Genomic DNA, 26,005 nt, shown 5'->3' with positions numbered 1-26,005 from the left:
GTTGAATTCTTAAGAACCTTGTTCATCACGCAGCCTTCCGTTTCAAACCGGCCAGCACCGCATCGGCGGCATTCAGGCCCGGCAGCGCCGTAACGTCACCACCGGGATGGGCCGATGCGCCGCACAGAAACAGGCCCGATACCGGCAGGGCATAGCGTTCCATGCCAGGGGCGGGGCGCATCATCAGCATCTGATCGGCAATTAATTCGCCATGGTGCCAATGACCGCCCGGTGCGCCGGTTTCGATCTCGATATCCTGGGGGCTGATCACTTCCCGCGCGGTGACACTATCGGCCAGTCCGGGGGCGACCTTATCCAGGGCGGCGATAACGCGATTGCCCAGATCGGTATTGCTGTTGGTATCCCAGCCCTGTTTCAACTCGTAGGGTACATATTGGACGATAGCGGACAGGACATGATGGCCGCCAGTCGTGATGGAAGGATCGCTGAGGCTGGGCACCACGGCTTCGAAAATTACATCGTCTGGTAGACGGCCATATTTCGCGCCGTTATACCCCAGTTCCAAGGCATCCATGGACGGGGCCATCACCCAGCGTGCTGCGGCAAGGCTTTCATCCAGACCCGTAATTTTCGGGGCGTTGGAAAGGGCCAGATTGACCTTCGCGACAGCACCCTTGGTGCGAATATGCCGGACACGACGCACCATTTCCGCATCATAATGGAGAATATGGGACAGGTGCATCGTGGTTTTCGGATCCAGGCTGGACAGGACCTGATCACAGGCCAGCCTGCTGCCATCCTGAAGCACAATGCCGGTCACTTGATCATTGGCCACGCTGATTTCAAAGACTTTGCTGTTACAGCGAATTTCAACGCCCGCCGCGATGGCGGCATTGGTGAAACTGGCCGCCAGCGCGCCCATGCCCCCTTTTGGCAGGCTGCGCCGCGCCCCTTCCCGCATGCGGGTCAGAAGGCTCAACATCGTACCCGGCGCGCGCGGACCCATGTGACCGCCAAGGATGGCATCAAACCCAAGAACACCGGCCAAAGGTCCGTCCGTGATTTCATCCAGAACGGCGTCATAGACATTCGACAACGCGACCCGCATGAATTCACGCAGGTCATCCTTGCCCTGCAACCGCATGTTCAGGCCGATTTTTCCCAGATCAAGCGCTTGACGCCATCCGCCCCCGGTCAGGGCTGGCGGGGCCTGTCTTGAAATCTGCGCGATGCCCGCTGCAAATTTTGTCAGTCGTTTGGTTAAGGCCTGATATTGGGCGGCGTCTGGATGGGGGGTGCCATCGGCATAATGGACTGTGCCACCCTGCAACACGACGTGTCGACCTGTCGGGCACAAGGCAATGGTTGGCATGTCACTTACAGCGGGTGTGCACCCATGATCCTGCAGGCCCAAAGCCTTGATTTCCGGTGTGCCCAGTCCCATCAGCAAATGGGCAAAGCGGGGTGCGAAAACACCGGGTTCCAATTCACTCTGGGCAATGGCGCCACCTGGTGTTGCTGCTTGCTCCAGAACCAGAACCTTTTGTCCGGACTGGGCCAGTCGCGTTGCGGCCGCCAGGCCATTATGTCCTGCCCCAATGATGATGGTGTCATAGTTGCTCATGCCGCACGCTGCCCGCGACCCAGGTCGCTTAAGATTTCCCGTGCCGCATTTGCACCGGGGGCCGCCATAACGCCACCGCCGGGATGGGTGGAAGATCCGCACATATACAGTCCTTTGATCGGGGACCGATATTGCGCATAGCCCGGCACCGGTCTGTTAAACAGCAATTGGTCGAAGGTCAGTTCGCCCTGGAAGATATTGCCTTCTGTCAGGCCGACTTCCCGTTCGATATCCCAGGGGCTGCGCACTTCCTTATGGACGATCAGGTCCCGGAAATTGGGGCTGTATTTCGCAATCTTGGAAATCACGGATTCGGCCATGGCGTCCCGGTTCGGCCCATCCCAGCTTTCGCCATTCGCCAGCTCATAGGGGGCATATTGCACAAAGACCGTCATCATATGCTTGCCCGGCGCGGCCAGCGTCGGATCGATCAGGGAGGGGATCAGCATGTCGAAATAGGGGTCCTTGGACCAGCGCCCTGCCTTCCATTCGTCATAGGCCTGTTCCAATTCGTCCAGCGATTGGCTGGCATGCATGTCGCCCTGGGTCAGAATTGTTCCCTTCGGCAGGGACGGGAAGTCCGGCATGCCATCCAGGGCGATGTTCAACTTGGCTGAAGAACCGCGGATTTTGAACCGCTTCACGGCCTTGACGAAATCATCGCTCAATGTACCGTCTTCCACATGATTTAGGAAGGTGCGGCGGACATCCATGTTGGAGACCACGGTTTTCGCCGTAATCTCATCGCCATTGTCCAGCGCGACCCCGATCACCTCGCCCTCTCGGCATAGGAATTTCTCAATGCCGTTGCCCGCGCGGATTTCGCCGCCTGCTTCCTTGAAGGCAGAGGCCAGGGATTGGCTGACGCCGCCCATGCCGCCCCGGCTGAAGCCCCAGGCACCGATGCTGCCATCGACTTCCCCCATATAGTGATGCAGCAGGACATAGGCCGTTCCCGGCGAATAAACGCCAAGGCCTGTGCCGATAATGCCACTGCCAGCCAGATGGGCCTTCAGGATTTCGCATTCAAAGAACTCATCCAGGAAATCTGCGACGGAGGCTGTGTAGAATCTCAGCGTATCGGCCATCTGGCGCGGGCCCATATCATGGAACCGCTTCAGCAAATACAGTAATTCCTGAATATCGCGCGGGCGCATCCGCACAGGGTCTGGCGGGCTGCGCAATAAAAGGGGGCGAATGAAGCGGCATTGCTGCAGCACAAAGCGGGAAAACCGGTCATAGGCATCCGCATCGCGGGGCGAATGGCGCTTAATCTCCCGGCGCAGCGCATCGTGGTCCGCATAATAACCGAAATAGTCGCCATTCTCCATAAAGGACAGGCCGCCCTCATAGGGGGTCACCTGCAGGCCATGGCGACCCAGATCCAGGTCGCGTGCCACTTCGGGGCGCAGCAGGCTGCAGACATAGGAACAGTTGGAATAGGTCCAGCCGGGATGCAATTCGCGGCTGACCGCCGCGCCACCGATCCAATCGTTCTTCTCAACGATCAGGGTTTTCAGGCCAGCCCGCGCCAGATAACAGCCCGCCGTCAGGCCATTATGGCCTGCGCCTACAACAATCGCATCATACTGATTTGCCATAACCCATCCGCGCGGCACGCACACCGCCTCTTATTATCCAATCTAAAGGATAACAGAGGATGGCAATCAGCGTCCATTCTTTTTTTTGAGCGCTTATTTAAATAAAGTGATCAGCTGATGAAAGGCGCGTATTCTAGGGGGCAGCAGATGGTATGGGTCACAGTAGCTTTCGGCCCTCAGCAAAGACTTGCACCCATTGCTTCACCTCAATCGTATCGCGCAGGCCGGTCGGCCAGAACGGGTCGGACTTAATCAGGTGCCATGCATCTTCAGTGGAATTGACGTCCACAAGCCACAGCCCACCTGTGATTGACCCATCCTTGTCCTTCAATGGGCCTGCCGCTTGAATGATGCCCTTATTCTGCATCAGAAAATCCAGGTGATTGGCCATGTGGCGTGTACGAATGTCTGGGTCAGCGTTTGGGTTGTCTTGAAACAGTATCGTGTGAAGCATGATATCCTCCTGTTGATGAGGTCTAAACTTCAATCTGCGAAATTGCATTTTCAATGCGTTAATTTGCATCTATCATCTGCAATTATGCAGGATCAAAATTGGAATGATTATCGCATCCTCCTGGCCATTGCGCGGGGGCAGTCCGTTTCGGCGGCGGCTTCTCTGTTGGGGGTCAATGCCACAACAATTTCCCGCAGATTGAAGGGGCTGGAAGAAAAGTCAGGCACGCCCCTATGCCTGCGGGATCGAAATGGAATATTGAGACTGACGGAAACAGCGACCGCGTTGGTGGAACAAGCAGAGGGGATGGAACGGTTCGCAAAGGAGGCTGATAAGCTGCTGGGGCAGGAGTCGATCCTGGGGGGAACAATTCGACTGACCGCCGTTCCGTTCATCCTGACCAGGATCATTGTGCCGAATATCGGTCGCTTCATCGAAGCCTATCCCAATATTCAAATCAGTCTTATGCCGGAAAACAAAAATCTTAGCCTGACCCGTCGAGAAATTGATCTGGCAATCCGGTTTGGTGAGCCAAGGGAGGGAGGGCACGCCGTATTGGCCCAAAGAATTGGGCGCATGTCCTTCTCTGCTTATACGACACGGGCCTTTCCCGATTTACCTTTAGGGGATCGACCATGGTTGACTTATGATCCGGTGGTGGGTCATTTGCCGCAGGCCAAATGGACTGAAACAGTCGCTAAATCATACAAGGGTCGGCCCGCCGGCATCTTGATGCATGATTTGGAAACGGCATTTGCGACAGTCACAGAAATGCCCGTATGTGCAATTTTACCAGATATTATTGCTGGTTCAGATAAGCGCCTAATCAGGGTTGAGGGGCCAACCGCCATGGAAACAATGACGCGCGATGTCTGGCTGATGCGACACAAAGATATGCGGGGCCTTGACCGGATAGAGGCCATGACGGACTGGCTAACAACCTCCCGGCTTTTTGGCTAAAACTGACTTCTATCGGCAGGCCGCGCACAGGCCCCGTAGTTCCAGGGTCGTTCTAGTCGGGGTGAAATTTTCTGACTTTGCCCAATGTGCCAGATACTCGTCCAGGGAAGGATCGGTAAATTCCGTTACCTTGCCGCAGGATTCACAGATTGCAAACGCAGTCTGGGCTGCCTCTTCTGGGTGATCGTGATTGCAGGCAACGAAGGCATTCAGGCTTTCCAGCCGATGGGCCAGGCCGAATTCCAGCAATCGGTCCAGCGCACGATAAACCTGAACCGGCGCGCGCAGCCCATCATCGCGCAGTTGATCCAGAATGGCATAGGCGCTGAGCGGCTGATCCGTTGCATTCAGGATGCCATAGACCAATGCCTCATTTTTCGTCAGCGCACGGGGCGGTGAGGTGTCCTGATGGGAATGGTTCATAGCATGACTTTCTTTCAGAGGCGACGCAGGCGCTGTCGAAGAGCGACAGAGGGTAGTGCTAAACTAACCAGAAAGGCAATAAAGGTCGCAACGACAATCGATGGGCCAGAAGGTGTGTCCCATTCCAGCGATCCGAATAATCCACCCACAACAGACAAGGCCCCGATCCCGGCGGCCAGCACGGCCATCTGTTCTGGGCCGGTGGCGAACCGCCTGGCCGCAGCAGCTGGAATGATCAGCAGCGCGGTGATCAGTAAGACGCCAATCACCTTGATTGCGATTGCGATCGTCAGGGCCAGCAGGATAACGAAAAAGGCGTTGATTCGGTCCGGTCCAACCCCTTCCGCTTCTGCAAGTTCACGGTTCACCGTGGTCGCGAATAAGGGACGCCAGATCACGATCAAGGCGATCAGAACAGCCGCTCCACCCGCATAAATAACCGCTATATCGGTCTTCGACACGGCCAGAATATCCCCAAACAGCACGCCTTGCAGGTCCAGCCTGACCCAGGTCAGAAAGGCGATGCAAACCAGCCCCAGCGCCAGGGCCGAATGGGACAGCAGCCCTAGGATCGAATCAGAGGACAGGCTGGCCCGGCGTTGCAGGTATAACAATGACAGGGCGATCAGCGCAGAAACCAGAAAGACAGACAGGGTCGAATTGATGGATAATATGTAAGACAGCGCCAGACCCAAAAGCGACGAATGCGCCAGCGTATCGCCAAAATAAGCCATACGCCGCCAGACCACGAAACAGCCTAACGGTCCAGCAACAAGCGCAATGCCAATGCCTGCGATTATTGCGCGGGTGAAGAAATCATCCAACATGGCCATTCCCCCCGCTTTTCGGTGTTTCATGGGAATGATCGTGCGGTTCATGGCAGGTTTCGGTAATGCGGCCATCCTGTTGCCGGACGCGCCCGTCTGGCAGGTGGGTGTGATCATGATGGTGGGCATAGACAGCAATAGACGCCGCGCGCGGCCCGAACAGCTGCAAATATGCCGGATCTTCCGCAACAGATTGCGGGGTGCCGCTGCAACACATATGGCCGTTCAGGCACAGGACGGTATCGGTCGCCGCCATCACCACGTGCAGGTCATGCGATATCAATAGGATGCCACAGCCGATCTTGTGGCGAATTTCATCGATCAGGGTGTATAAGGCTGCCTCCCCCGCGACATCGACACCCTGGACAGGTTCGTCCAGCACCAACAGATCGGGTTTGCGGGCCAGGGCGCGGGCCAGCAGCGCCCGTTGGAATTCACCACCCGACAAGGCACCGACTTCTGACTGGGCCAGATGCCCGATCCCAACCTCTTCTAACGCCGCCCGCCGGTCGGCCCTGGAAATCCGACCAGTCAGAGACATCAACCGATCAACGGTCAGGGGTAGGGTCCAATCTATCGCCAGTCGCTGGGGGACATAGCCAATGCGCAGATTGGCCGCACGGGTGATCGATCCCTCGTCGGGCTTGATCACCCCCAGAACCGTCTTCACCGTTGTGGATTTCCCCGATCCGTTGGGGCCGATCAGAGTGATGATTTCCCCCTTCCGCACCGTCAGATCAATGCCCCGGATCAGCCACCGGCCATTTCGCTGAACGCCAATCTGCTGTGCCTGTACCAATATATCGGCCATTTTCTGACCCTTGGAATACAGTGAGGAAACAGGGGGTGTAGACTGCTTTGGCAAGCCATCTATTGCATGGCTGTTTCCTGGCATAATGTGGTTCTTTCCGCATATCAGGGCAGATGATGGTCAAAAGCGGGCATTGGATCACTTCGTGCGCTGGCACAGGGTATTCCCACTTGATTGACTATTTATCATACGTTATACCGTAACGCAATTCATGTAATGATGTAACATTTCACTGGGAGTCGCGGTTATGATGCTTCGAAGGGTGGGTAACAAGATCAGTGGATTAGCGGCTTTACTTGGGCTGATGATGAGCGGTCTTGCATCCGTGTCTGTTGCAGACACATCGCCATCGGTTGTGGTGTCGATAAAACCGATCCATTCCCTTGTCGCTGGTGTTATGCAGGGTGTTGGAACGCCAAGCTTGCTGGTGACGGGGGCAGGATCGCCGCATACATATTCCTTGAAACCATCCCAAGCGGAAGCCCTGCAGCAGGCAGACGTTATATTCTGGGTGGGGCCCGGTTTGGAAACCTTCCTGAAAAAACCTGTTGAGACATTGGGTCTTAACGCGGTCTCCGTCGCCCTGTTGCAGTCGCCCGGTGTTACGGTCCTGCCACCCCGGGACAAGCACGACTTTGGGGAGGCACATCATGACGAAAACCATGATGCAGGCCATGATGATGATCATAAGAAAGGGCATGATCATGAGGAAGAACATAACCATGAAGAAGGGCATGACCATGGTGGCGTAGATCCTCATATCTGGCTGGATCCGCAGAATGCCATCGCACTGGTGCAGGCCATCGCAGCAACCCTTGCTGAAAGGGACCCCGCCCATGCCGTGCAGTACCAGGCGAATGCGAAGAGCCTGGAATCGCGGATTGTGGTCCTGGATAAGACCCTGTCTGTTGCACTGGCACCCATCGCGGACCAGCCCTTTGCTGTGTTTCATGACGCCTATCATTATTTCGAGGATCACTATGGCCTTCATGCCGTTGGCATGCTGACGCTTAACCCGGAATCAAATCCCAGTGCAGAACGGGTTCAGGCATTGCAGGAAACACTCAGCACCAGCGGTGCCAGGTGCATTTTCTCGGAGCCTCAATTTCCATCGAAACTGGTTTCAATAGTGACAAATGACAGCGGTATCGCGTCGGGAGTACTCGACCCATTGGGGGCGGCGCTTACGCCCGGTACAGATCTGTATTTTACCCTGATGCAGGATATAGCGGACGGATTACGCGGCTGCCTTTCCGCAACAAAGTGAAGAACGGCCAATACAGGCCACAGGATTATTCTCACCGGCGCTGAACATTGACATTACTTTATCAATGTTCAGCGCCGTAATATGTGGCTTTCGGTATAAAAACATTAGCAAAAAAAGGTTAATGTAAAAAATAAAGATGAACAATATCAACACATAAGCAATTTAAGTTATTTTTAGATCATGTAAAATGAATATTAAAATATTAATATTTTTTATTTCTGATATAGTAAAAATCGAATGATCGAACCCTGCATTTTCACATCGATTATTTCTTCATGAAAGACGCAGATGACGATTCGACATCCACGGTCATTTTCCACAATGGCTAGACTTCAAATGCATCCGAATGTCGGGCCTGGTGGACAGATTATCGCAATTCTATCCATCATATTGGCTTTGGGGATTTCCACCCATGTCGTTTTCATCGGTGGGGGAACGCAATTTGTGTGGCCCTATCTGATGATGATGCCAATTGCCCTGGCGGGTATGATTTTCAATATGCCAGGCGGTATTCTGGTGGGATTGATTGCGGCTCTACTTCTGGGGCCGTATATGCCATTGGATGTGGCACGGGGCCTGCCGCAAACGACCGAGAATTGGATCATACGGTGCGCCTTCTATGTTTCGATTGGCACATTTGTTGGCATCGTAGCGGCGCTATTGAACGCCGAGAACAAACGCGTCAAAGGCCTGGCAGAGATTGATGAGTCGACCGGCCTGCAATATGCCAGCAAATTCAGTATCCATGCGGCACCTTACAAAAAAGTGCCTGAAAAATATATTGTCTGTGTCATCAGCATCCGCAATTACTCTGACATCCAGGCAGTCTTTGGGTTTATGACGGCCAAGGCGTCGGCGATTCAGGTATTTACAAATTTTCAGGAACGATTGCTCGATGATACGGCAACGGTCTTACATATCAGTTCCACGGCGATTGGCGTTGTTCGTCCCGGATCATTGCTGGAAGGCGCTGATTTCTTGTCGGCTCTTGCCAAGGCCATTCCGCGCTATATCCGGATCAACAATGTGCGGCTTCCGGTGCGTCCGGCAATCGGGGTAGCAGAGGTTGAGAGCAATGACCTGAATCAACAGGCCCCTTTTGATAAGGCGCTTTTTGCCTGTGAAAAGGCGGCAACTGAAATTCATGGGGTTGCCACGTTTGATGCGGCTGATTTATTACAACGCCAAAGTAATCTTTCCCTGATGGATGATCTGTATAAGGATCTTGATCAGGGTGGATGCCTGTCGATGCATTATCAGCCTAAACAGTCCCTTCAGGATAACATGATCTACAGCGCCGAGGCGCTGATCCGCTGGAACAGTCCCAAGCATGGCTATGTGCCGCCGGACCGGTTCATTCCTTTGGCTGAAAAGTCAGGCCTGATCAGTGGCGTCACCAAATGGGTGCTCAGTCAGACCGTTCAGGAACTGGAGCACTGGCGAAAGGTGGGGATACCGATTGATATGTCGGTGAACCTTGCCGCCGATGATCTGGTGGATGAAGAGATCCTGGATATTCTCCATTCATTGCCAAAGCGCCTTGGCAGCGCGTTCAACGGGTTGGAACTTGAGCTGACGGAAACAGGTTTGGTCAAGGATTTCGAGGCGACAAGCCGTGCCCTGGAAGATCTCAGAGCAATTGGCTATAAAATAGCGATTGATGATTTTGGAACGGGATATTCGTCGCTGCAACAGTTCAAGCGGATCGACGTCAATACGATCAAGATCGATCAGTGCTTTATCACGGATCTATTGGAATCAGAGGAATCCCAGGGAATCGTATCGGCCTCAATTGCCATGTGTCGGTCGCGCAACATCCAGACGGTGGCAGAAGGGGCGGAAGACGAAAAGGTCGTCACGCTTCTGCGCGACCTTGGTTGCGATTTTGTCCAGGGCTATGCGATCGCAAAGCCGATGCCGGCGGACGAATTCCGGGCATGGTTGTTCACGCAAAGCTTTCCCGGCTCTAAAAAACTTGGATAGCAGGCGCTTTACCGCAGCACCCGTGCGCGCAAGGTTCCTGGCAGGGTTTTGATTTCCGCAACAATGTCCATTGCATCGGCGACCCGTCCTTCCGCATCCAGCACGACATAACCGATTTCCCCTTCGGTCTGATAATGCTGGGCGGCGATGTTCACATTCCGATTGGCGAAAACATCGTTCAGACGGCGCAGTTCACCCGGCAGATTGCGCTGAACCTGAATGAAGCGGGTAACGTCCTTGCGCGGCGGCAATTGAACCTGTGGGAAGTTAACCGCCCCGACGGTTGAGCCATTATTCGCATATTCTGACAGTTTCCGGGAAACTTCCTCTCCGATCCGCTCCTGCGCTTCCAGTGTGGACCCGCCAACATGCGGGGTCAGGATAACATTATCCAGGCCCTGCAGGGGGGAGGTGAAGGGTTCTGCATTGGAAGGGGGTTCGACCGGAAATACGTCAACCGCTGCGCCTGCCAGATGGCCGGATTTCAGGGCGTCGGCCAGGGCATTCAGATCCACGACCGTGCCGCGCGCATTGTTGATGAAATAACTGCCTGGCTTCATCTTCGCAAACTGCGCCGCCCCGATCATATCCTTGGTCTGGGGCGTTTCCGGGACATGCAATGAAACGATATCGGCCTTTTCCAACAGGGCATCCAGGCTTTCCATCGGATGGGCGTTACCGTGACTTAACTTGTCGGTGTGATCGTAATAGATCACCTGCATCGCCATGGCTTCGGCCAGAACCGCCAACTGTGTCCCGATATTGCCATATCCGACGATGCCCAATGTCTTGCCGCGCAATTCCATACTGCCCGTCGCGGACTTATCCCAGGTTCCGGCGTGAGCGGCGGTGGAGCGTGGAAAGGTCCGGCGCAACAGCATGACGCTTTCCGCCAGGGTCAGTTCAGCCACGCTGCGGGTGTTTGAAAACGGCGCGTTGAATACCGGGATGCCGCGCCGCTGCGCCGCATCCAGGTCAATTTGATTGGTCCCGACAGAAAAACAGCCGACAACCCGAAGCTTTTCCGCCTTGCTGAGGATTTCTTCCGTCACCTGACTGCGGGACCGAATACCCAGAATCCGTACATCATCGGCCAGCGCCTCTGACAGCGCATCGCCGGTCAATGCCTTGGTCAACCGTTCAACCTTGCGAAACCCAAAGCCAGTGAAATGATCAACTGCGCGTTCGGAAATACCCTCCAGCAGCAGGATTTTCGATTCGGCGATGTCCAAAGGCAATGGTTCCAGTATCGACATAGCGGCATATCCTTCATAAATCACGACTTGAATGTCGCGCTTCTATCGCACTCGCCGCAGGCTCACAAACCCCTTCTTGTCGCAGGCGCATTCTAACCGTAAACAGAACTCCATTTCGAATTGCGAAATGAGGCTGGGAGACGGCGGTGCCATTACATAAACATGCATCAGGTATGGATCGGTTGACGGGGCTTGGGTTCATTCTGGCGCTGGGATTATGGGGTGCTGGAGTGACGCTGCCCGTCCTGCATGTCACGGAATTGTTCATGTTCCAGAATGATGTGTCCCTGATCGGGATCGTCAGCGGGTTGTTTCAGCAGGATGAAACGGCAATTGGCGTTCTGGTCTTGATTTTCACGCTGGTCCTGCCCCCGGCAAAACTGATCATCGGTTATGGCCTGTGGCGGTTCACCGAAGGATCCGGCATTGCCGCACGCCGGGGCATTGCGTTTCTGGATGCGATTGGGAAATGGACGATGTTGGATGTGCTGGTCCTGGCTGTCGTCGTTGTGACACTGAAATCCAGTTGGGTGGCAGAAGTCGAAGTCGCGCCGGGCCTGTATTTCTTTGCCACCTCTGCCATCCTGGCCGTTGCCGCAGGCCTGGGGCTACGGCGCGCCCATCGTGGGCAGTCAGATAAAACTGCTTAATGCTTTCAGCACAGACAGGACCAATAACAGGGCAAAGAAAATATTTACGACCCGGCTGAGGGTTGGATTTTGCAGATATCTTGCCAGCAGGGATCCGAATAACAGCCAGGAACCACTGGCGATTGCCGCCATGATCAATAAGGCGATAAATTTCAGCCCCCCATCCAGTACCGGCTGTGTCGGCACGATGGTGTGACTGGCGCATAACGCCCCAAACACGGCGAAGGCTTTGGGGTTGGCGACAGCGATGATAAATCCGGCTGTGAATTTGGGGCGACTTTCTGTGTCACGTTTCAGACTGGCAACCGGTGCTGTGGCAATCCGATAGGCCAGGTAGAGAATGTAAATCGCGGCAAGCCCTACCAAAGCTGGTTTGACGCCTGGTATGGCGAAGAAAACGCTGGTGATGCCCAGCACGACGATCAGAAGAACCGACACTGTGCCAATAACAATACCCACCCAATAGGGGACTGCCGCCCGCAATCCATAAGCCGATGCCATGGCAGACACCCCCAAAACAGCCGGTCCCGGACTGAGCATTAACGGTATGGCGGCCAGCCACAGGCTGATCAGATCTGATAACATTTGTCATTTCCCATTGCAGTGCACAGTATTCATGGCCTATTTCGGAAAGGGCGTCTTGAACAATTGTGCAGCGGGTGCGACGTGGCGCGAGCGGAGAAAAGTTGGATTAAGACGGGATTTGCATATGGCAGCCTACAATGGACGCATGCCTATTTCCAGGACGTTGCATTCTCCCCGCATCGCCATGATACGTATACGATTGGATGCACGGAAATTGGTGTCCAGAGTTTCGAATACCGTCGTGAAACGTGGCACGCGATGCCAGGGGATATCTTCGTCATACATCCAGATGAATTGCATGACGGACGTTCCGGCGACAATACGGCGTTCGGGTACCGGTCATTTGTCGTGTCCCCTCAGGATATCGCCGCAGCGCATGGTGTAGACTGGTTACCATTCAACAAACAGGCTGTGACGCAAGATCCCGCTCTACGGTTGGCGGTGCTGGAGATGTTAGCCCTTGCCGATACTCCGGATCGGGCGGCGAAGGATTTCGCGGCGGTGGATGCCATGGTGGCGCTGGCGGGCGCCTTATTTCAAAACAGCGATAATATGCGGCGGTTTCGTGCTTCCAAGTCATCACAAATAGAAGCGGTGATTGTTCAGCGGCTGCATGACCGGCTGAGTGACGCGCCGACACAGTCCCACCGCATGGCACAGGTCGAAAGAGACAGTGGTTTAGACCGTTTCACCCTGGCGCGGATGTTTAAGCGGCGCTTTGGCACCAGTCCGTATCGGTTCCTCATTCAGCGCCGCCTGGAGGTTGCCAAGGACCTGATGCGGGATGCTCTGCCATTGGCGCATGTCGCTGCGGCTGCGGGATTCGCCGATCAAAGCCATTTTACCAGACAATTCCGCGCTACCAACGGCCTGTCTCCGGGCCAGTGGCGCAACCTGTATTGCGGCAATGCGATGGTGGCTATTGGGTCAGGATAACCGGGCCGGGTGTTGTGCGCTGTTGTGGTGATGGTGGTTGGGGCTGGGAGATAAAGCCCTGTGATCCGGTCGTTGTTTTTTCCGCGGTGCGTCCAGCCGGGGCCACGACCACATCCACTTCAACCCCACTGGTCAGCGGCAAAATGCGAACAGTGGCGAATCGATCCCCCTTAACATAGGTGATCGAAGTGCGGCGTGATCGTACGATCGCAGTTTCGACCCAGCCGTATTGCGGCATGTTCTGGCGCATGAACTCGACAATCTGGACTGGTTGGCTGGCATCGCCGACCAAAACAACCTGCCCAGTCCAGGACAGATCATCGCCAACAATAACCGTATCCGTCAGTACAACTTGAGAGCCGGGCGGGACCGGAAGATCGGGGATTGTCAACACGTTGGGGGGCAACTCCCCCTCTGGTGCCACGGCGGTACGGTCGCTGGGCGATACCGCTTGGACACCCGCGGTTGGCCCCCGGTCGCTGGAAATACCCATATTCCCGCCGACGCATCCCACTAGCCCGGAAAGGCAGACACCTGCGAATGCGACCCTTAGCGGTATTCTGCTACGAGACAACATGGATTGTGACTTATCCGTCTTTTTCATCACTCTCCGCCGGTTCAGTGAACTCATAGTATCTGTTTGTTGGAATAACTGACGCAACAGGACCGTGATTCGGGCAGTTACAGCAACGTGTTTTGTCAGGGGGCCAGGTTGTTTTTCATCAGAATGGCCCGCGCGCGTTCCAGATCCTCTGGTGTGTCCACGCCCAGAGGCACCGTCCTCACCAGGGCGACATCAATTCGCATCCCGGCCTCCAGGGCACGCAATTGCTCCAAACGCTCCCGTTGCTCCAGAATACCGGGTGGTAATCCCACGAATCTGGCCAGGGCCGGGCGGCGAAATGCGTATAAGCCAATATGGTGATACAGCGGACCATCCCCCCACGGGGCCGTCGCACGGGTGAAGCTCAGTGCCCGGGCGATTGTAAAATCCAGATCTGAAACCTCTGGGAAACCGGCAATGACTTTCACAACATTAGGATTGGATCGCTCTTCCTCCCGGTCGATGACGGCTGCGATGGTCGCGATATCCACCCCATCCGATTGCTGAATCGGAGCCATTGCGGCGCGAATCGATACCGGATCCAATGTTGGCAGGTCACCCTGTACATTTATGATAACATCATGCTGCCCATCCGGATCAAGGCGGCAAACCGCCTCATATATCCGGTCAGACCCTGAAGGATGGGCGGGATCGGTCAGGATGGCGGTATAGCCGGCCGCCTGTACCGCATCATATATTTCCGGGTCACCCGCAGCGACGGCGACTGGCCCCAAATCAGCTTCCAGCGCACGTTCTATGCACTGCACAATCATTGGCTTTCCGCCGATATCGGCCAAGGGCTTGTTTGGCAGACGGGTCGACGCCAGGCGCGCGGGGATCAGAACAATTGGATTATTTGACATGGAATCAGGTTCCTGGAACACAAAAACTGGGTGATTTGAATACTGCGACGACGCGCCGCTTATTGGTACCGTTGATTATCGGGTTCGGACAGGATATATCGCTCCCCAGACTTGGCAATCTCATCACGAGACTGGTTTGGGCTAGACTGTACGGGCACTGTGGTTAAAGTGTGTGGGGTTAGACGATAAACGCAGATACAGGTCGGCGAATGTCGGCAATTATCGGGGATCATCAATGAAACAAGATGCGCTTTTCATCAACAAGATTTCCGCAGCAGTCCTGACGGCTGGCCTGTTGGCCATGGTTTCCGGGATTTTAGCGGAGTCATTGTATCATGTGGAATTGCCGGAAGGCGTCGAAGGCCAGGCCTTTGTGATCGCGGAGCCGACAACGGGCACGGAGGTGGCGGCGGCCGCAGAACCGGCTGAGCCTGCAGGACCTGGCGACATTTTGCCAATGTTGGCATCTGCCGATATTGCTGATGGTGAAAAAGTCGCAAAGAAATGCGTCGCCTGTCACAATTTTGAAGAAGGCGCCGGCAGCAAGGTCGGCCCGGATCTTTATGATGTTGTGATGCGCAAGAAAGCCAGCGTCGATTTTAGTTACTCCGCTGCTTTCCAGGCACTCGATGGGGAGTGGGATTATGATGCGCTGAACCATTTCCTTTATGCCCCGACGGATTATGCGCCGGGCACGAAGATGAGCTTCCGTGGTGTTCGGAAAGACGAAGATCGCGCAAATCTGATCGCCTATCTGCGGACTTTGAGTACAAATCCAGCCCCCCTGCCGTAAGCGGTCGGTGTTGCTGAGAATCATACGGGCGGCGAGGCATCCTTCGCCGCCCGTTTTTTTACCCGACTGCTATCGGCTTTGATGAGGGAAAACCGTGACTGGTATCGAAAACATGGAACGCTGCCCTGAAGAATGGATTGCCCTTGCACATCGATTGGCAGATATCGCCCGGCCGATTGCACAGCAGTATTTTCGCACGCCATTGGATATTGTTTCCAAGGCGGATGACAGTCCCGTCACGATCGCGGATCGCTCAATTGAAGCGGCGATGCGCGCAGAAATCGAAAGAACCTTTCCAGACCACGGAATTCTGGGGGAGGAATATGGCTCCACCCGGTTGGATGGGCCTGCCGTGTGGGTTCTGGATCCAATTGATGGTACCAAAGCCTTCATTTCCGGCATGCCGTTGTTTGGCACTCTGATCGCCTGTTGCGTCGATGGTGTGCCTATATTGGGCGTTATTGATCAGCCAATTCAGGAAGAACGCTGGATCGGGGCCCTGGGCTATCCCACGACCTATAATGGCGCGGCTGTTCAAACATCCAAGAAATCTGATCTTGATAAGGCCATATTCTATACGACAGATGCCGACTTCTTTCTGAACGGCCCTAATGAGGACGGTTTCTTGGCAGTGAAAGATGCGGTGGCTTTGACCCGATTCAGTGCTGATTGCTATGCGTTCGCGCTGATCGCGTCTGGATCGATAGATCTGGTCATTGAAACCGGGTTGAAACCCTATGATTACTGCGCCCTTGTGCCGGTGATTGTCGGCGCGGGGGGGACGATGACAGATTGGAACGGACAGCCACTAACCATTGATTCAGACGGCAGCGTCATCGCGGCATCTGGCACACAGTTGCGGGACGCGGCCTTGCGGGCGTTTTTGCCCTGATAGTGTCCACTGCAAGGCAATTCTAAGGTATTCGCGCCGCAACGCTTGCGCTTTTGATGATCTGCGCCACATTAATGTCCTAAGTCGGATTGAATAACGGCAGCACCGGGAGACTTTGGATATATGCTGTGTACCCTGAAACATGCTTGTTTCGCCTTTTTTCTAATTGGATATGCTTTTGGACCGTCGGTCGGACATGCACAAGAGGTCGTCCGTTCCCATGGTTGGGCAATTCACAGCCAGATTAAGTATCCCGGAGATTTTAAGCATTTTGACTATGTAAATCCGGATGCGGCCAAGGGCGGGACGGTGGTGTTTGGTGTGCCAGACACATTTGATTCCCTGAACCCCTTCATCATTAAGGGCAATCCTGGGGCGGGCAGTTCCGCCATATACGATACCCTGATGACGACCAGCATGGACGAACCCAACAGTGAATATGGCCTGCTGGCAGAGTGGATTGAGGTGGAGAGTGATGCACAAGGTGTGATCACCGATGTCCGGTTCAAATTGCGCGATGCCGCGCGGTTCCATGATGGGGTTCCGGTTCGCGCCAGCGATGTAATATGGACATTCAATACACTGCGGGAGAAGGGCAGCCCGCTGTATCGCTATTACTATGCCAATGTTGAAGAAGTCACAGCCCTGGATGACTTGACTGTACAGTTTCACATGGTGCCTGGCGAGAATGTGGAAATGCCGGTGATCCTGGGCCAGTTGCCTGTTCTGCCCGAACATTACTGGAAAGATAGAGAGTTTGATAAAACCACCTTGGAGCCGCCTTTGGGGTCCGGTCCGTATAAAATTAGCGCGGTGCGCCCCGGTCAATCCATTGCGATAGAGCGTGTGCCGGATTATTGGGGCAAGGATCTGCCGGTGAATGTTGGGCAGAACAATTTTGATACCATCCGATACGAGTATTTTCGCGACCGAACGGTTATGCTGGAGGCGCTGAAGTCAGGCACTATAGATTGGCGGTCAGAGAATTCATCGAAGTTCTGGGCGACTGCCTATGATGTGCCTGCGGTAAAAGATGGTCGCCTGATCAAGCGTGAATTTACCCATGAACGCGGGACCGGCATGCAGGGCTTTGTCATGAATACCCGCAAGTCTATTTTCTCTGATGTCAAAGTACGTGAGGCACTGACCTATCTGTGGGATTTCGAATGGGTCAATAAGACCATCATGTATGGCGCGTATACCCGTACCGACAGCTATTTTGAGAATTCTGATCTGGAAGCGACGGGATTGCCTGGACCGGAAGAATTGAAGGTCCTGGAGCCGTTGCGCGATCAGTTGCCGCCACGTGTGTTTACGGAAGATTATCAGCCGCCCGTCACTGATGGGTCCGGGAACAGCCGCCAGCAATTGCGCACAGCCCTTGAACTGCTGAAAGAAGCAGGATGGGACATCAAGGATGGTGTCCTGACGCAAACGTCTACAGGCGCGCCATTTGAATTCGAAGTACTGTTGAATCAGGACCTGTTCACCCCCCATACCCAGTCATTGGTACGCGGTGTCGAACGACTGGGCGGCAAGGTTTCCATTCGTGTCGTCGATGCAGCCCAGTATCAGTCGCGGGTGGATAGTTTCGATTTTGATATGATCATCGGCAGCTGGGGGCAGTCTCATTCACCCGGCAATGAACAGCGTGAATTCTGGAGCAGCGCAGCGGCGGATCGACAAGGCAGTCGCAACACAGCCGGGATCAAGAACCCCGCAATTGACACCTTGATTGAAGAGCTGATCGCATCCCCCAGCCGGGATGTGCTGGTGGCGCGGACGCATGCGTTGGATCGTGTTTTGTTGTGGAATTTTTATGTTATTCCCATGTTTCACAGCAAGGTCGACCGAATTGCCTATTGGAACCGGTTCGGCTTTCCGGAGAAAACGCCAATGCAGGGAACATCCCCTAATTTCTGGTGGGTTGATGCGGACCTGGATGCGGCCCTTGAACGCAACGGGCGTAAGTGAACCGCGATGATCTGCTTGGTCGTGATCACGTTGATTAGGGATTAACCCATATGTACGCGTACATCCTGCGCCGATTGCTTTTGGTCATCCCGACCCTGTTCGTGATCATGCTGTTGAATTTTGCCGTTATTCAGGCAGCACCCGGCGGCCCGATCGATCAGATCATCTCTCAACTGAAGGGGAATGCTCCCGGTGCCCTACAGCGTGTCTCTGGTGGGGCTGGGGATCTGGCAGGCGGATCTGAAAACAGTGCAGCCACCAGCGGGGACAATCAAACCCGCGCATCCAGGGGCTTGCCGCCGGAATTCCTGGCGCAATTGGAGGCTCAGTTCGGCTTTGACAAGCCCTGGTACGAGCGCTTTTTCACGATGATTGTGAATTATCTGCAGTTTGATTTCGGCACCAGTTACTTTACCGATCGCACGGTGATCGATCTGATTCTGGACAAAATGCCGGTTTCAATTTCATTGGGGCTGTGGACCACGATCATCACCTATCTGGTTGCGATTCCGTTAGGGATCCGCAAGGCCATCCGGGAAGGCAGCCAGTTTGATGCATGGACATCCGCGGTTCTGTTCGCTGGATATGCCATCCCCAATTTCCTGTTCGCCGTCTTGTTGATCATCCTGTTCGCGGGGGGGCAGTATTTTGATTGGTTCCCGCTGCGGGGTCTTGTTTCAGAGAATTTTGACGACCTGACTCTGTGGGGCAAAATTGTTGATTATTTCTGGCATCTGGCCCTGCCATTGACGGCCATGATTGTCGGGGCCTTCACCACGCTGGCAATGCTGACCAAGAATTCTTTTCTGGAAGAAATAAACAAGCAATATGTCATCACCGCGCGCCAGAAGGGTCTGGACGAAGGACGCATTCTGTACGGTCATGTCTTCCGCAACGCGATGCTGATCGTTATTGCGGGATTTCCCGCAGCCTTCATTTCCATCCTGTTTACCTCCTCTTTGCTGATTGAGGTTATTTTCTCCCTGGATGGGTTGGGGGCCCTTGGTTTTGAAGCGGCGATCAACCGGGATTATCCGGTCATGTTCGCCACATTGTATATGTTTACCCTGCTGGGCCTGATCATGGGGCTGGTCGGTGACTTGATGTATGTCGCGGTGGACCCCCGCATAGACTTTGAAAAGCGGGAGGGTTGATCTGTGTCACAGGCCACTGGTTCCCCGCAAGCAGACACCATCCCCCGCTATAGTTTTCTGGGTATGCGGGTGTCGCCCATCACCCGCAGGCGTATCGATCATTTCAAGAATAACAGGCGGGCCTTTTGGTCGATGATCCTGTTTCTCGTGCTTTTTGTCTTTTCATTATTTGCGGATGTGATCGCCAACAATAAACCCATTCTGGTCTATTATGATGGCAGCTTTTACGTCCCCATTGTGCAGCAGGTGCCAGAGACCACCTATGGCGGTTTTTTTGAGTCCGAGGCGGTCTATACCGATCCCGCAGTGCAGGACCTGATCCGGGAAAAGGGATGGTATCTGATGCCCTTGATTCCCTATGGCAACAATACGCCGGCCTATGATCTGACCGGCCCTGCGCCGACGGCACCGGATTCCAATCATTGGCTGGGTACCGATGACGAAGCCCGCGATGTTGTTGCTCGCCTGATCTATGGTTTTCGCATTTCAGTTCTGTTTGGTCTGGCCTTGACGGCGGTCAGTTCCGTGATCGGGATCGCGATAGGCCTGATCCAGGGCTATTTCGGTGGATTGATTGATCTGTTGGGCCAGCGCGGGATTGAGATTTGGAGCAGCCTGCCGACCCTGTATCTGTTGATCATCCTGGCCTCTATTGTGGAGCCGAATTTCTGGTGGCTGTTATTGCTGATGATGCTGTTTTCCTGGCCGGCGCTGGTCGGCTTGGTGCGGGCGGAAACGCTGCGAGCGCGCAATCTTGACTATGTGCGTGCGTCAAAGGCGTTGGGCGTTGGCAATCGAACCATCATGCTGCGCCATATTTTGCCCAATGCCATGGTGGCGACCATCACCTTTTTGCCCTTCATCACGACGGGGTCGGTGACGACCCTGACGGCCTTGGATTTTCTGGGATTTGGCCTGCCGCCGGGATCGGCATCCCTGGGGGAGCTTATGAAGCAGGGTAAGGAAAACCTGCAGGCGCCCTGGTTGGCCTTGACGGGCTTCTTTACCATCGGGATCATGTTGACCTTGCTGGTATTCATCGGGGAGGGTGTGCGCGACGCCTTCGATCCCCGGAAAACTGATACTAAAACAGCTAAATAGAAACAGGCACAGCCATGACCCCTACCGACGACACTCAGGCTCAGCCGCTTTTGACAGTCGAAGACCTTTCTGTCGCGTTTCAGGTCCCAGGTGGCACGATAGAGGCTGTGCGTCATGTTGGGTTTTCCATTCACAAGGGGGAAACGCTGGCTTTGGTGGGGGAAAGCGGGTCCGGGAAATCTGTAACCGCGCTGTCGATCCTGCAATTGCTGTCCTATCCAGCCGCCAGCCATCCCAATGGTCGCATTCTGTTTAAGGGCAAGGACCTGCTGGGCGCGGCGGAACCCGAATTGCGCAAGGTCCGGGGCAATGCCATCGCAATGATCTTCCAAGAACCGATGACCAGCCTGAATCCGTTGCATACCGTGGAAAAGCAAGTTTCCGAAGCACTGATCATTCACAAGGGCTATAACCGGGCGAAGGCTCGCCCGCGGGTGCTTGAACTGCTGGAAAAGGTTGGGATACGCGATGCTGAAAGCCGGCTGAGTGCCTATCCTCATGAATTATCAGGCGGGCAGCGCCAGCGGGTGATGATCGCCATGGCGCTTGCGAATGAGCCAGACCTGTTAATCGCCGATGAACCGACGACCGCGCTGGATGTCACAATCCAGGCGCAGATCCTGAAACTGTTGAAGGACCTGCAACAGGAAACCGGCATGGCGATGCTGTTCATCACCCACGATCTGGGGATCGTGCGAAGCATCGCCGACCGGGTTTGCGTCATGCAACAGGGGGAGATTGTGGAGACCGGCAATACCACCGCCCTGTTCCAGTCCCCGCAGCATGCTTACACACAGGCGCTGTTGGCAGCCCAACCAACGGGGAAGAAAGAACCCGTTGCGCCAGGCGCGCCGCTGATCCTGAAAGGCGATGGGGTCAAGGTCTGGTTCCCGATCAAGAAAGGGCTGATGCGGCGCACCGTGTCCCATATCAAGGCCGTAGATGGCATCGATGTCACAGTCCATGAAGGTCAAACGGTTGGCGTTGTGGGGGAAAGCGGGTCGGGCAAGACAACCCTGGCAATGGCGCTGTTGCGCCTGATTTCGTCTCAAGGCGGGATTGCCTTTGAGGGGGTGCCTATTGAGGCTGTGGATGGCCGCGCCCTGCGGGGCCTGCGCCGCCGCATGCAGGTGGTGTTCCAGGATCCCTATGGCAGTCTAAGCCCCCGCATGTCGGTGGGTGAAATCATCGCCGAAGGGTTGGAAGTTCATAAAATCGGTGAAAATGCCCAAAACCGCGATGCGATGGTCGTTGATGTGCTGAAAGAGGTCGGGTTGGACCCTGAAAGCCGCCATCGCTATCCCCATGAATTTTCCGGTGGCCAGCGCCAGCGCATCGCCATCGCCCGGGCCTTGATTCTGCGGCCCCGTTTCATGGTTCTGGACGAACCGACATCGGCCCTGGATATGTCGGTTCAGGCACAGATCGTCGATCTGTTGCGTGACCTTCAACGCAAACACAAGCTGGCCTATCTGTTCATCAGCCATGATTTGAAAGTCGTGCGTGCGATGGCCGATACGGTCATTGTGATGCGCGATGGAAAGGTCGTAGAATCCGGCCCATCCGCACAAATCTTTGATCAGCCCAAGGACGCCTATACCAAGGCCCTGATGGCCGCATCCTTCGATCTGTTGGCCGACGAAAGCGGCGTTGTAGCGGTTTAGATCCCGCTCTTCAGGGGGTTGTGCCAACAGGGGGCTTGTGTTTCAGGGGTGGGGTATTAGGTTCTAGCACACTTCCTAGAAACCGATACAGGATGGCCTGTCCATGAGTTTGACTCGCGAGATAACCCCGAATGCTGCGTCGAATACGCCGGAACAGTCTGGCGTATCCCAGGGCGGTACATCAAAGGCTGGCCGACATCTGGGACCCCGCAGCTTTGGGCGCGTCAATTGGATTGGCTGGCAAAGTCTGTATATGAAGGAAGTGCGGCGTTTTCTGAATGTCGCGACCCAGACGATTGCCGCGCCGGTCGTGACGACTTTGCTGTTTCTGGCAATTTTCTCCCTGGCGCTGGGGCATGCTGTTGAGATGGTTCGGGGCGTCCTGTTCCCCGTGTTTCTGGCACCCGGTCTGATTGTCATGGCGATGGTTCAGAATTCTTTCGCCAATACATCTTCCTCTTTGGTCATATCCAAGGTTCAAGGGAACATTGTCGATGTCTTGATGCCGCCGATCAATTCCATAGAGATGGTGTCAGCCTATGCGCTGGCCGGGGTTTCCCGGGGCCTGCTTGTTGGGATGACGACCGGGTTGTTCATGTGGATTTTCGTGCCCTTTCATGTCGCCAATTGGGGACTGGTCGCCTATCACGCGGTTTCCGCGTCCCTGATGCTCAGCCTGATCGGGATCATCGGTGGGATTTGGGCGGATAAGTTCGATCATATGGCGGCGATCACCAATTTCGTCATCACCCCATTCGCATTCTTAAGCGGCACCTTTTATTCGATTGAGCGACTGCCCGAGCCATTTCACACCATCGCGTATTTCAATCCGTTCTTCTATATGATCGACGGGTTTCGCAGCGGCATGATTGGCGTGGCGGATGCACCGACATGGTTGGGCATGCTGGTTATGTTCAGCATAAATTTGGTCCTGGCGCTGATTGCCTGGCGGATGGTTGCAACCGGCTACAAGCTGAAAAATTAACGAAAGCAACGCGGGCATGTCTGCACCTTCATCCGACCCAGTGGCGCGTGTTGCGTCCATTTTTGGGGCCATTCCCCGGCCGCGTCATTTCGGGCGGGTCAATTGGGTGGGCTTGCTTGGCCTGATGCGACGCGAGGCAATTCGCGAATTGCGCTGGTTTGGTATGGCACTGGTGGGGCCCGCTATTCAGGCCGCATTGTTCGCTACGGTCTTTTCCCTGGCCGCCGGGGAACAGGGTATGGCGGTGGATGGATGGAATTTCCTGGAATTTCTGGGGGCCGGATTGGTGATTTCTGCCGTTATGCAGCGGGCGCTGGAAACCACAGGCTATTCCATCATGTTCGACAAATTGGAAAGCGGCGGGCTGCAGGATATCCTGGGGGCCCCCCTGACACCGATGGAGATTTTGACCGCCTATCTGGCGACAGCAATTGCGGTTTCGGTCTCCATAGGCCTTTTCATTTGGCTGGTTATGTCCTTGTTCGGGCTGCGCCTGCCTGTCCATCCATTGGCAGCGGTGTATTTTCTGTGCATCGCAGGCGGTATTTTTTCCATGCTGGGCCTGATTGGCGCTGTCTTCTCCAAGAAATGGGATTCATTCTCTGGCAAGGAAACCTTCGTCGTTCTGCCGTTGATTTTTCTCAGCGGCACGTTCTTCCCGCTCAGCGCTGTGCCGGAAGGACCCTGGCGATCCGTTTTTCAGATTAATCCGATTTACTATCTGGTGGATGGCTTTCGCTGGTCCGCAACCGGACGCTTGGAATCAGATCCCTGGCTCAGCGCCGCAGTGACGGCCGGGCTGTTCCTGGTTCTCTATTCAATCGCGGCCCGCCTGCTGGCCACCGGATACAAGCTGAAACCTTAAGATTTCCGGATTGCACAGATGCGTTGGCGAATGCCAGGCTTTGGTATGGCGTCATAACCATGTTCGTAGGCGCGCACCGTGAATTTCTGTCGCACGGCATCCAGCAATTCACCCTCCGCTAGCAAATAGGATTCGCGCGCCGGGTGGCCATAGGCCTGGTTGCCCTGGGCGAAAGTTTCGTACAACAAAATGCCACCGGCTGCGACCGTGTCTAAGATATCGGGCAGAATAGGGCGATGCAGATAGCAGGTCACAACCACGGTCCCGAAACTGTGTGCCCTTAAGGGGAAGGGCGCGCCTGTTTCCAGGTCAACCTGAAGGCATGTCGCCCCGGCCTGATCGGTTAGATCGGAAACCGCACTGATATCTCGATCCAGAAAGGTCACAGGAAATCCACGGTCCAAGAACAGCCTGCCATGACGTCCGCCCCCACAGGCCAGGTCAAGAACGGACATGCCCGTCGGGGCCAAATCCGCCCAGCGCATAATCCAGGGGCTTGGGTCCTGAAATCCGGCATGTTTCGTTACTAAATGGTCTGACATGGGGGCTCCCATAGTTGGAATTTTTCTTGCAAGCGGTGGCGTTCGGGGCCAAATCATATCTTATGCCCAAAGAGGCGTTGCCCAAAGAGGCGTTGATAGAGAAATGGTCGAAACGATGATTTGTTTTACGCTACGGTGTCAGAAAGATCATGAATTTGAAGGCTGGTTCAAGGATTCTGGCGCTTTCGAGTCACAGAATGCCGCCAAGGATATCGAATGCCCGGTCTGTGGCAGCCATAAGATTGAAAAGGCGTTGAGCCGCCCGAATATTTCTTCAGGCAAAACGCAATCGTCGGCTCAGGCGGAAGTCATGCGCAAAACCCGGGAAACGTTACGCGAATTCCGGGAAAAAATTGAAAGCACCCACGAAAATGTGGGGACCCGCTTTGCCGAAGAAGCCCGGAAAATTCACTATGGCGAAACCGAACAACGCGGGATCTATGGCGAAACGACCGGTGAAGAAGCCCAAGAGCTGGTTGAGGAGGGCGTGCCCATAGCAGCAATTCCCTGGATTGAAGAAGCCAAAGAGAACTGAAGGCACACCCTAATCCGCTATATATCAATTTGATATATTTTTACTTGATATAGAAATTGAGATGGGATATTTCCCTTCTGCCCGAAGGCGATACTGCGTTTGGGAAAGAATCGTGCGCTCAGCACACGGGGAATGATGGATATTAAAACCACCTGTCTAGGCGTCCTGATGTTGGGGGATGCCAGCGGATATGAAATCCGGAAATCTTTTGAAGAGGGACCCTTCAGTCACTTTGCAGAAGGGGGTTTCGGCTCGATCTATCCCGCGTTGACGAAATTAACCAAGGAAGGCCTTGTGACCTGCACGGCCCATCAGCAGGAAAAGCGACCGGCCAAGAAGGTGTATCACATCACGGATGCCGGGTGGTCCCATTTGGAAGCGGCGATGCGCGAAAAGATTCCCAGCGAGGATAAGATCAAATCTGACCTGCTTTTCGTATTGTTTTTTGCAGACTGGCAGAGCCCAGACTGGATTGCCCGCGTGATTGATGCCCGCATCGCCTATTACCGGGAAAAACTGGATCATATGGCGGAATGTGGCACGCAGTTTGAAAAGACGATGGGGCGCAGTCTGGTGTTGGGATTTGGGATGGCCGTATATCAGGCTTCCTTGGACTATCTGGTTGCCAATAGAGAGGCGTTCATAGCAGTGGCGGGATACGCAAAATCTCCCCTGTCATCTGCGGCGGAATAACA

26 protein-coding genes are annotated in these 26,005 nt (G+C 54.8%); 15 read left to right on the top strand and 11 right to left on the bottom strand.

Annotated elements, in window-relative coordinates:
• Positions 1-25 precede the first annotated feature (25 nt).
• The 3 genes from ACOSDR_RS08505 to ACOSDR_RS08495 all read right to left on the bottom strand — a co-directional run bounded on the left by ACOSDR_RS08505 (position 26) and on the right by ACOSDR_RS08495 (position 3,640).
• The gene (locus ACOSDR_RS08505; RefSeq protein ID WP_420730958.1) at positions 26-1,585 is read right to left on the bottom strand and encodes a phytoene desaturase family protein; all 1,560 of its coding nucleotides are present in this window, start codon (positions 1,583-1,585) and stop codon (positions 26-28) included.
• On the bottom strand, positions 1,582-3,186 hold the full coding sequence (locus ACOSDR_RS08500) for a phytoene desaturase family protein (RefSeq protein WP_420730957.1): 1,605 nt from the start codon (positions 3,184-3,186) through the stop codon (positions 1,582-1,584). The genes ACOSDR_RS08505 and ACOSDR_RS08500 overlap by 4 nt, the downstream gene beginning before the upstream one ends.
• Positions 3,187-3,343: 157 nt before the next feature.
• Entirely contained in the window at positions 3,344-3,640 is a 297-nt protein-coding gene (locus ACOSDR_RS08495) for a YciI family protein (RefSeq protein WP_420726152.1), read from the bottom strand.
• A gap of 84 nt (positions 3,641-3,724) precedes the next feature.
• Here ACOSDR_RS08495 and ACOSDR_RS08490 point away from each other — a divergent pair, with 84 nt between their 5' ends.
• On the top strand, positions 3,725-4,600 hold the full coding sequence (locus ACOSDR_RS08490) for a LysR family transcriptional regulator (RefSeq protein WP_420730956.1): 876 nt from the start codon (positions 3,725-3,727) through the stop codon (positions 4,598-4,600).
• A 9-nt stretch (positions 4,601-4,609) separates the two neighbouring features.
• On the opposite strand, the gene ACOSDR_RS08485 is transcribed toward ACOSDR_RS08490, so the two are convergent.
• From ACOSDR_RS08485 to ACOSDR_RS08475, 3 genes are read right to left on the bottom strand one after another with little or no spacing between them, the layout of a single operon-like run.
• On the bottom strand, positions 4,610-5,023 hold the full coding sequence (locus ACOSDR_RS08485; RefSeq protein ID WP_420730955.1) for a Fur family transcriptional regulator: 414 nt from the start codon (positions 5,021-5,023) through the stop codon (positions 4,610-4,612).
• A gap of 14 nt (positions 5,024-5,037) precedes the next feature.
• The gene (locus ACOSDR_RS08480) at positions 5,038-5,880 is read right to left on the bottom strand and encodes a metal ABC transporter permease (RefSeq protein WP_420730954.1); all 843 of its coding nucleotides are present in this window, start codon (positions 5,878-5,880) and stop codon (positions 5,038-5,040) included.
• Positions 5,840-6,661, bottom strand: coding sequence for an ATP-binding cassette domain-containing protein (locus ACOSDR_RS08475; RefSeq protein ID WP_420730953.1), 822 nt, complete (start codon positions 6,659-6,661; stop codon positions 5,840-5,842). The genes ACOSDR_RS08480 and ACOSDR_RS08475 overlap by 41 nt, the downstream gene beginning before the upstream one ends.
• 247 nt (positions 6,662-6,908) lie before the next feature.
• Here ACOSDR_RS08475 and ACOSDR_RS08470 point away from each other — a divergent pair, with 247 nt between their 5' ends.
• Together ACOSDR_RS08470 and ACOSDR_RS08465 are read left to right on the top strand one after the other, a co-directional pair.
• Positions 6,909-7,928: a zinc ABC transporter substrate-binding protein gene (locus ACOSDR_RS08470; protein ID WP_420730952.1), complete on the top strand. Its 1,020-nt coding sequence runs from the start codon at positions 6,909-6,911 to the stop codon at positions 7,926-7,928.
• Positions 7,929-8,249: 321 nt separating this feature from the next.
• Positions 8,250-9,911: an EAL domain-containing protein gene (locus ACOSDR_RS08465; RefSeq protein WP_420730951.1), complete on the top strand. Its 1,662-nt coding sequence runs from the start codon at positions 8,250-8,252 to the stop codon at positions 9,909-9,911.
• An 8-nt stretch (positions 9,912-9,919) separates the two neighbouring features.
• On the opposite strand, the gene serA is transcribed toward ACOSDR_RS08465, so the two are convergent.
• A complete protein-coding gene (gene serA / locus ACOSDR_RS08460; protein ID WP_420726159.1) occupies positions 9,920-11,167 on the bottom strand; it encodes a phosphoglycerate dehydrogenase in 1,248 nt (415 codons plus the stop codon).
• 146 nt (positions 11,168-11,313) lie between these two features.
• Between serA and ACOSDR_RS08455 the strand changes: the two genes are divergently transcribed.
• A complete protein-coding gene (locus tag ACOSDR_RS08455; RefSeq protein ID WP_420730950.1) occupies positions 11,314-11,817 on the top strand; it encodes a paraquat-inducible protein A in 504 nt (167 codons plus the stop codon).
• On the opposite strand, the gene ACOSDR_RS08450 is transcribed toward ACOSDR_RS08455, so the two are convergent.
• Positions 11,800-12,402 carry a LysE family translocator gene (locus tag ACOSDR_RS08450; RefSeq protein ID WP_420726161.1) on the bottom strand — a complete coding sequence of 201 codons (603 nt, stop codon included), beginning with the start codon at positions 12,400-12,402 and terminating at the stop codon, positions 11,800-11,802. The two genes, ACOSDR_RS08455 and ACOSDR_RS08450, sit on opposite strands and share 18 nt — an antisense overlap.
• Before the next feature lie 81 nt (positions 12,403-12,483).
• On the opposite strand from ACOSDR_RS08450, the gene ACOSDR_RS08445 reads away from it, so the two are divergent.
• Positions 12,484-13,338: an AraC family transcriptional regulator gene (locus ACOSDR_RS08445; RefSeq protein WP_420730949.1), complete on the top strand. Its 855-nt coding sequence runs from the start codon at positions 12,484-12,486 to the stop codon at positions 13,336-13,338.
• Here the strand turns inward: ACOSDR_RS08445 and ACOSDR_RS08440 are convergent.
• Together ACOSDR_RS08440 and ACOSDR_RS08435 are read right to left on the bottom strand one after the other, a co-directional pair.
• Entirely contained in the window at positions 13,322-13,831 is a 510-nt protein-coding gene (locus tag ACOSDR_RS08440; protein ID WP_420726163.1) for a hypothetical protein, read from the bottom strand. The two genes, ACOSDR_RS08445 and ACOSDR_RS08440, sit on opposite strands and share 17 nt — an antisense overlap.
• A gap of 206 nt (positions 13,832-14,037) precedes the next feature.
• Positions 14,038-14,805, bottom strand: a complete 768-nt coding sequence (locus ACOSDR_RS08435; RefSeq protein WP_420730948.1) for a 3-deoxy-manno-octulosonate cytidylyltransferase — start codon at positions 14,803-14,805, stop codon at positions 14,038-14,040.
• Positions 14,806-15,040: 235 nt separating this feature from the next.
• Between ACOSDR_RS08435 and ACOSDR_RS08430 the strand changes: the two genes are divergently transcribed.
• The 8 genes from ACOSDR_RS08430 to ACOSDR_RS08395 all read left to right on the top strand — a co-directional run bounded on the left by ACOSDR_RS08430 (position 15,041) and on the right by ACOSDR_RS08395 (position 24,233).
• Positions 15,041-15,598, top strand: a complete 558-nt coding sequence (locus tag ACOSDR_RS08430; RefSeq protein WP_420726165.1) for a c-type cytochrome — start codon at positions 15,041-15,043, stop codon at positions 15,596-15,598.
• 94 nt (positions 15,599-15,692) lie between these two features.
• Positions 15,693-16,490, top strand: coding sequence for a histidinol-phosphatase (gene hisN / locus ACOSDR_RS08425; protein WP_420726166.1), 798 nt, complete (start codon positions 15,693-15,695; stop codon positions 16,488-16,490).
• A 123-nt stretch (positions 16,491-16,613) separates the two neighbouring features.
• The gene (locus ACOSDR_RS08420) at positions 16,614-18,464 is read left to right on the top strand and encodes an extracellular solute-binding protein (protein WP_420726167.1); all 1,851 of its coding nucleotides are present in this window, start codon (positions 16,614-16,616) and stop codon (positions 18,462-18,464) included.
• 50 nt (positions 18,465-18,514) lie between these two features.
• On the top strand, positions 18,515-19,618 hold the full coding sequence (locus ACOSDR_RS08415; RefSeq protein WP_420726168.1) for a microcin C ABC transporter permease YejB: 1,104 nt from the start codon (positions 18,515-18,517) through the stop codon (positions 19,616-19,618).
• Positions 19,619-19,681: 63 nt separating this feature from the next.
• The gene (locus ACOSDR_RS08410) at positions 19,682-20,719 is read left to right on the top strand and encodes an ABC transporter permease (RefSeq protein WP_420726197.1); all 1,038 of its coding nucleotides are present in this window, start codon (positions 19,682-19,684) and stop codon (positions 20,717-20,719) included.
• A 14-nt stretch (positions 20,720-20,733) separates the two neighbouring features.
• Positions 20,734-22,383, top strand: a complete 1,650-nt coding sequence (locus ACOSDR_RS08405; protein ID WP_420726169.1) for an ABC transporter ATP-binding protein — start codon at positions 20,734-20,736, stop codon at positions 22,381-22,383.
• 103 nt (positions 22,384-22,486) lie between these two features.
• Complete coding sequence (locus ACOSDR_RS08400) at positions 22,487-23,368, top strand: ABC transporter permease (RefSeq protein ID WP_420726170.1); 882 nt, start codon at positions 22,487-22,489, stop codon at positions 23,366-23,368.
• Positions 23,369-23,384: 16 nt separating this feature from the next.
• Positions 23,385-24,233: an ABC transporter permease gene (locus tag ACOSDR_RS08395; RefSeq protein ID WP_420726171.1), complete on the top strand. Its 849-nt coding sequence runs from the start codon at positions 23,385-23,387 to the stop codon at positions 24,231-24,233.
• Here ACOSDR_RS08395 and ACOSDR_RS08390 read toward each other — a convergent pair.
• Complete coding sequence (locus ACOSDR_RS08390) at positions 24,230-24,775, bottom strand: class I SAM-dependent methyltransferase (RefSeq protein ID WP_420726172.1); 546 nt, start codon at positions 24,773-24,775, stop codon at positions 24,230-24,232. The two genes, ACOSDR_RS08395 and ACOSDR_RS08390, sit on opposite strands and share 4 nt — an antisense overlap.
• 103 nt (positions 24,776-24,878) lie before the next feature.
• Here ACOSDR_RS08390 and ACOSDR_RS08385 point away from each other — a divergent pair, with 103 nt between their 5' ends.
• Positions 24,879-25,310 (top strand): DUF1178 family protein, encoded by a 432-nt coding sequence (locus ACOSDR_RS08385; RefSeq protein ID WP_420726173.1) that lies wholly within the window; start codon positions 24,879-24,881, stop codon positions 25,308-25,310.
• Positions 25,311-25,409: 99 nt separating this feature from the next.
• The gene (locus ACOSDR_RS08380) at positions 25,410-26,003 is read left to right on the top strand and encodes a PadR family transcriptional regulator (RefSeq protein WP_420730947.1); all 594 of its coding nucleotides are present in this window, start codon (positions 25,410-25,412) and stop codon (positions 26,001-26,003) included.
• Positions 26,004-26,005 lie beyond the last annotated feature (2 nt).

It is taken from the genome of Hwanghaeella sp. 1Z406, from assembly GCF_048892425.1.
In the GTDB taxonomy this organism is placed as follows: domain Bacteria; phylum Pseudomonadota; class Alphaproteobacteria; order UBA8366; family Aestuariispiraceae; genus Pacificispira.
This window is presented reverse-complemented; position numbering and strand designations above follow the sequence as displayed.

What these genes read in the sequence shown, in the direction of transcription:
- ACOSDR_RS08505 (WP_420730958.1), bottom strand. Translation starts at nt 1,585, where the DNA reads ATGAGCAACTATGACACCATCATCATTGGGGCAGGACATAATGGCCTG.
- ACOSDR_RS08500 (WP_420730957.1), bottom strand. Translation starts at nt 3,186, where the DNA reads ATGGCAAATCAGTATGATGCGATTGTTGTAGGCGCAGGCCATAATGGC.
- ACOSDR_RS08495 (WP_420726152.1), bottom strand. Translation starts at nt 3,640, where the DNA reads ATGCTTCACACGATACTGTTTCAAGACAACCCAAACGCTGACCCAGAC.
- ACOSDR_RS08490 (WP_420730956.1), top strand. Translation starts at nt 3,725, where the DNA reads ATGCAGGATCAAAATTGGAATGATTATCGCATCCTCCTGGCCATTGCG.
- ACOSDR_RS08485 (WP_420730955.1), bottom strand. Translation starts at nt 5,023, where the DNA reads ATGAACCATTCCCATCAGGACACCTCACCGCCCCGTGCGCTGACGAAA.
- ACOSDR_RS08480 (WP_420730954.1), bottom strand. Translation starts at nt 5,880, where the DNA reads ATGAAACACCGAAAAGCGGGGGGAATGGCCATGTTGGATGATTTCTTC.
- ACOSDR_RS08475 (WP_420730953.1), bottom strand. Translation starts at nt 6,661, where the DNA reads ATGGCCGATATATTGGTACAGGCACAGCAGATTGGCGTTCAGCGAAAT.
- ACOSDR_RS08470 (WP_420730952.1), top strand. Translation starts at nt 6,909, where the DNA reads ATGATGCTTCGAAGGGTGGGTAACAAGATCAGTGGATTAGCGGCTTTA.
- ACOSDR_RS08465 (WP_420730951.1), top strand. Translation starts at nt 8,250, where the DNA reads ATGGCTAGACTTCAAATGCATCCGAATGTCGGGCCTGGTGGACAGATT.
- serA (WP_420726159.1), bottom strand. Translation starts at nt 11,167, where the DNA reads ATGTCGATACTGGAACCATTGCCTTTGGACATCGCCGAATCGAAAATC.
- ACOSDR_RS08450 (WP_420726161.1), bottom strand. Translation starts at nt 12,402, where the DNA reads ATGTTATCAGATCTGATCAGCCTGTGGCTGGCCGCCATACCGTTAATG.
- ACOSDR_RS08440 (WP_420726163.1), bottom strand. Translation starts at nt 13,831, where the DNA reads ATGGGTATTTCCAGCGACCGGGGGCCAACCGCGGGTGTCCAAGCGGTA.
- ACOSDR_RS08435 (WP_420730948.1), bottom strand. Translation starts at nt 14,805, where the DNA reads ATGTCAAATAATCCAATTGTTCTGATCCCCGCGCGCCTGGCGTCGACC.
- ACOSDR_RS08430 (WP_420726165.1), top strand. Translation starts at nt 15,041, where the DNA reads ATGAAACAAGATGCGCTTTTCATCAACAAGATTTCCGCAGCAGTCCTG.
- ACOSDR_RS08420 (WP_420726167.1), top strand. Translation starts at nt 16,614, where the DNA reads ATGCTGTGTACCCTGAAACATGCTTGTTTCGCCTTTTTTCTAATTGGA.
- ACOSDR_RS08415 (WP_420726168.1), top strand. Translation starts at nt 18,515, where the DNA reads ATGTACGCGTACATCCTGCGCCGATTGCTTTTGGTCATCCCGACCCTG.
- ACOSDR_RS08410 (WP_420726197.1), top strand. Translation starts at nt 19,682, where the DNA reads ATGCGGGTGTCGCCCATCACCCGCAGGCGTATCGATCATTTCAAGAAT.
- ACOSDR_RS08405 (WP_420726169.1), top strand. Translation starts at nt 20,734, where the DNA reads ATGACCCCTACCGACGACACTCAGGCTCAGCCGCTTTTGACAGTCGAA.
- ACOSDR_RS08400 (WP_420726170.1), top strand. Translation starts at nt 22,487, where the DNA reads ATGAGTTTGACTCGCGAGATAACCCCGAATGCTGCGTCGAATACGCCG.
- ACOSDR_RS08395 (WP_420726171.1), top strand. Translation starts at nt 23,385, where the DNA reads ATGTCTGCACCTTCATCCGACCCAGTGGCGCGTGTTGCGTCCATTTTT.
- ACOSDR_RS08390 (WP_420726172.1), bottom strand. Translation starts at nt 24,775, where the DNA reads ATGTCAGACCATTTAGTAACGAAACATGCCGGATTTCAGGACCCAAGC.
- ACOSDR_RS08385 (WP_420726173.1), top strand. Translation starts at nt 24,879, where the DNA reads ATGGTCGAAACGATGATTTGTTTTACGCTACGGTGTCAGAAAGATCAT.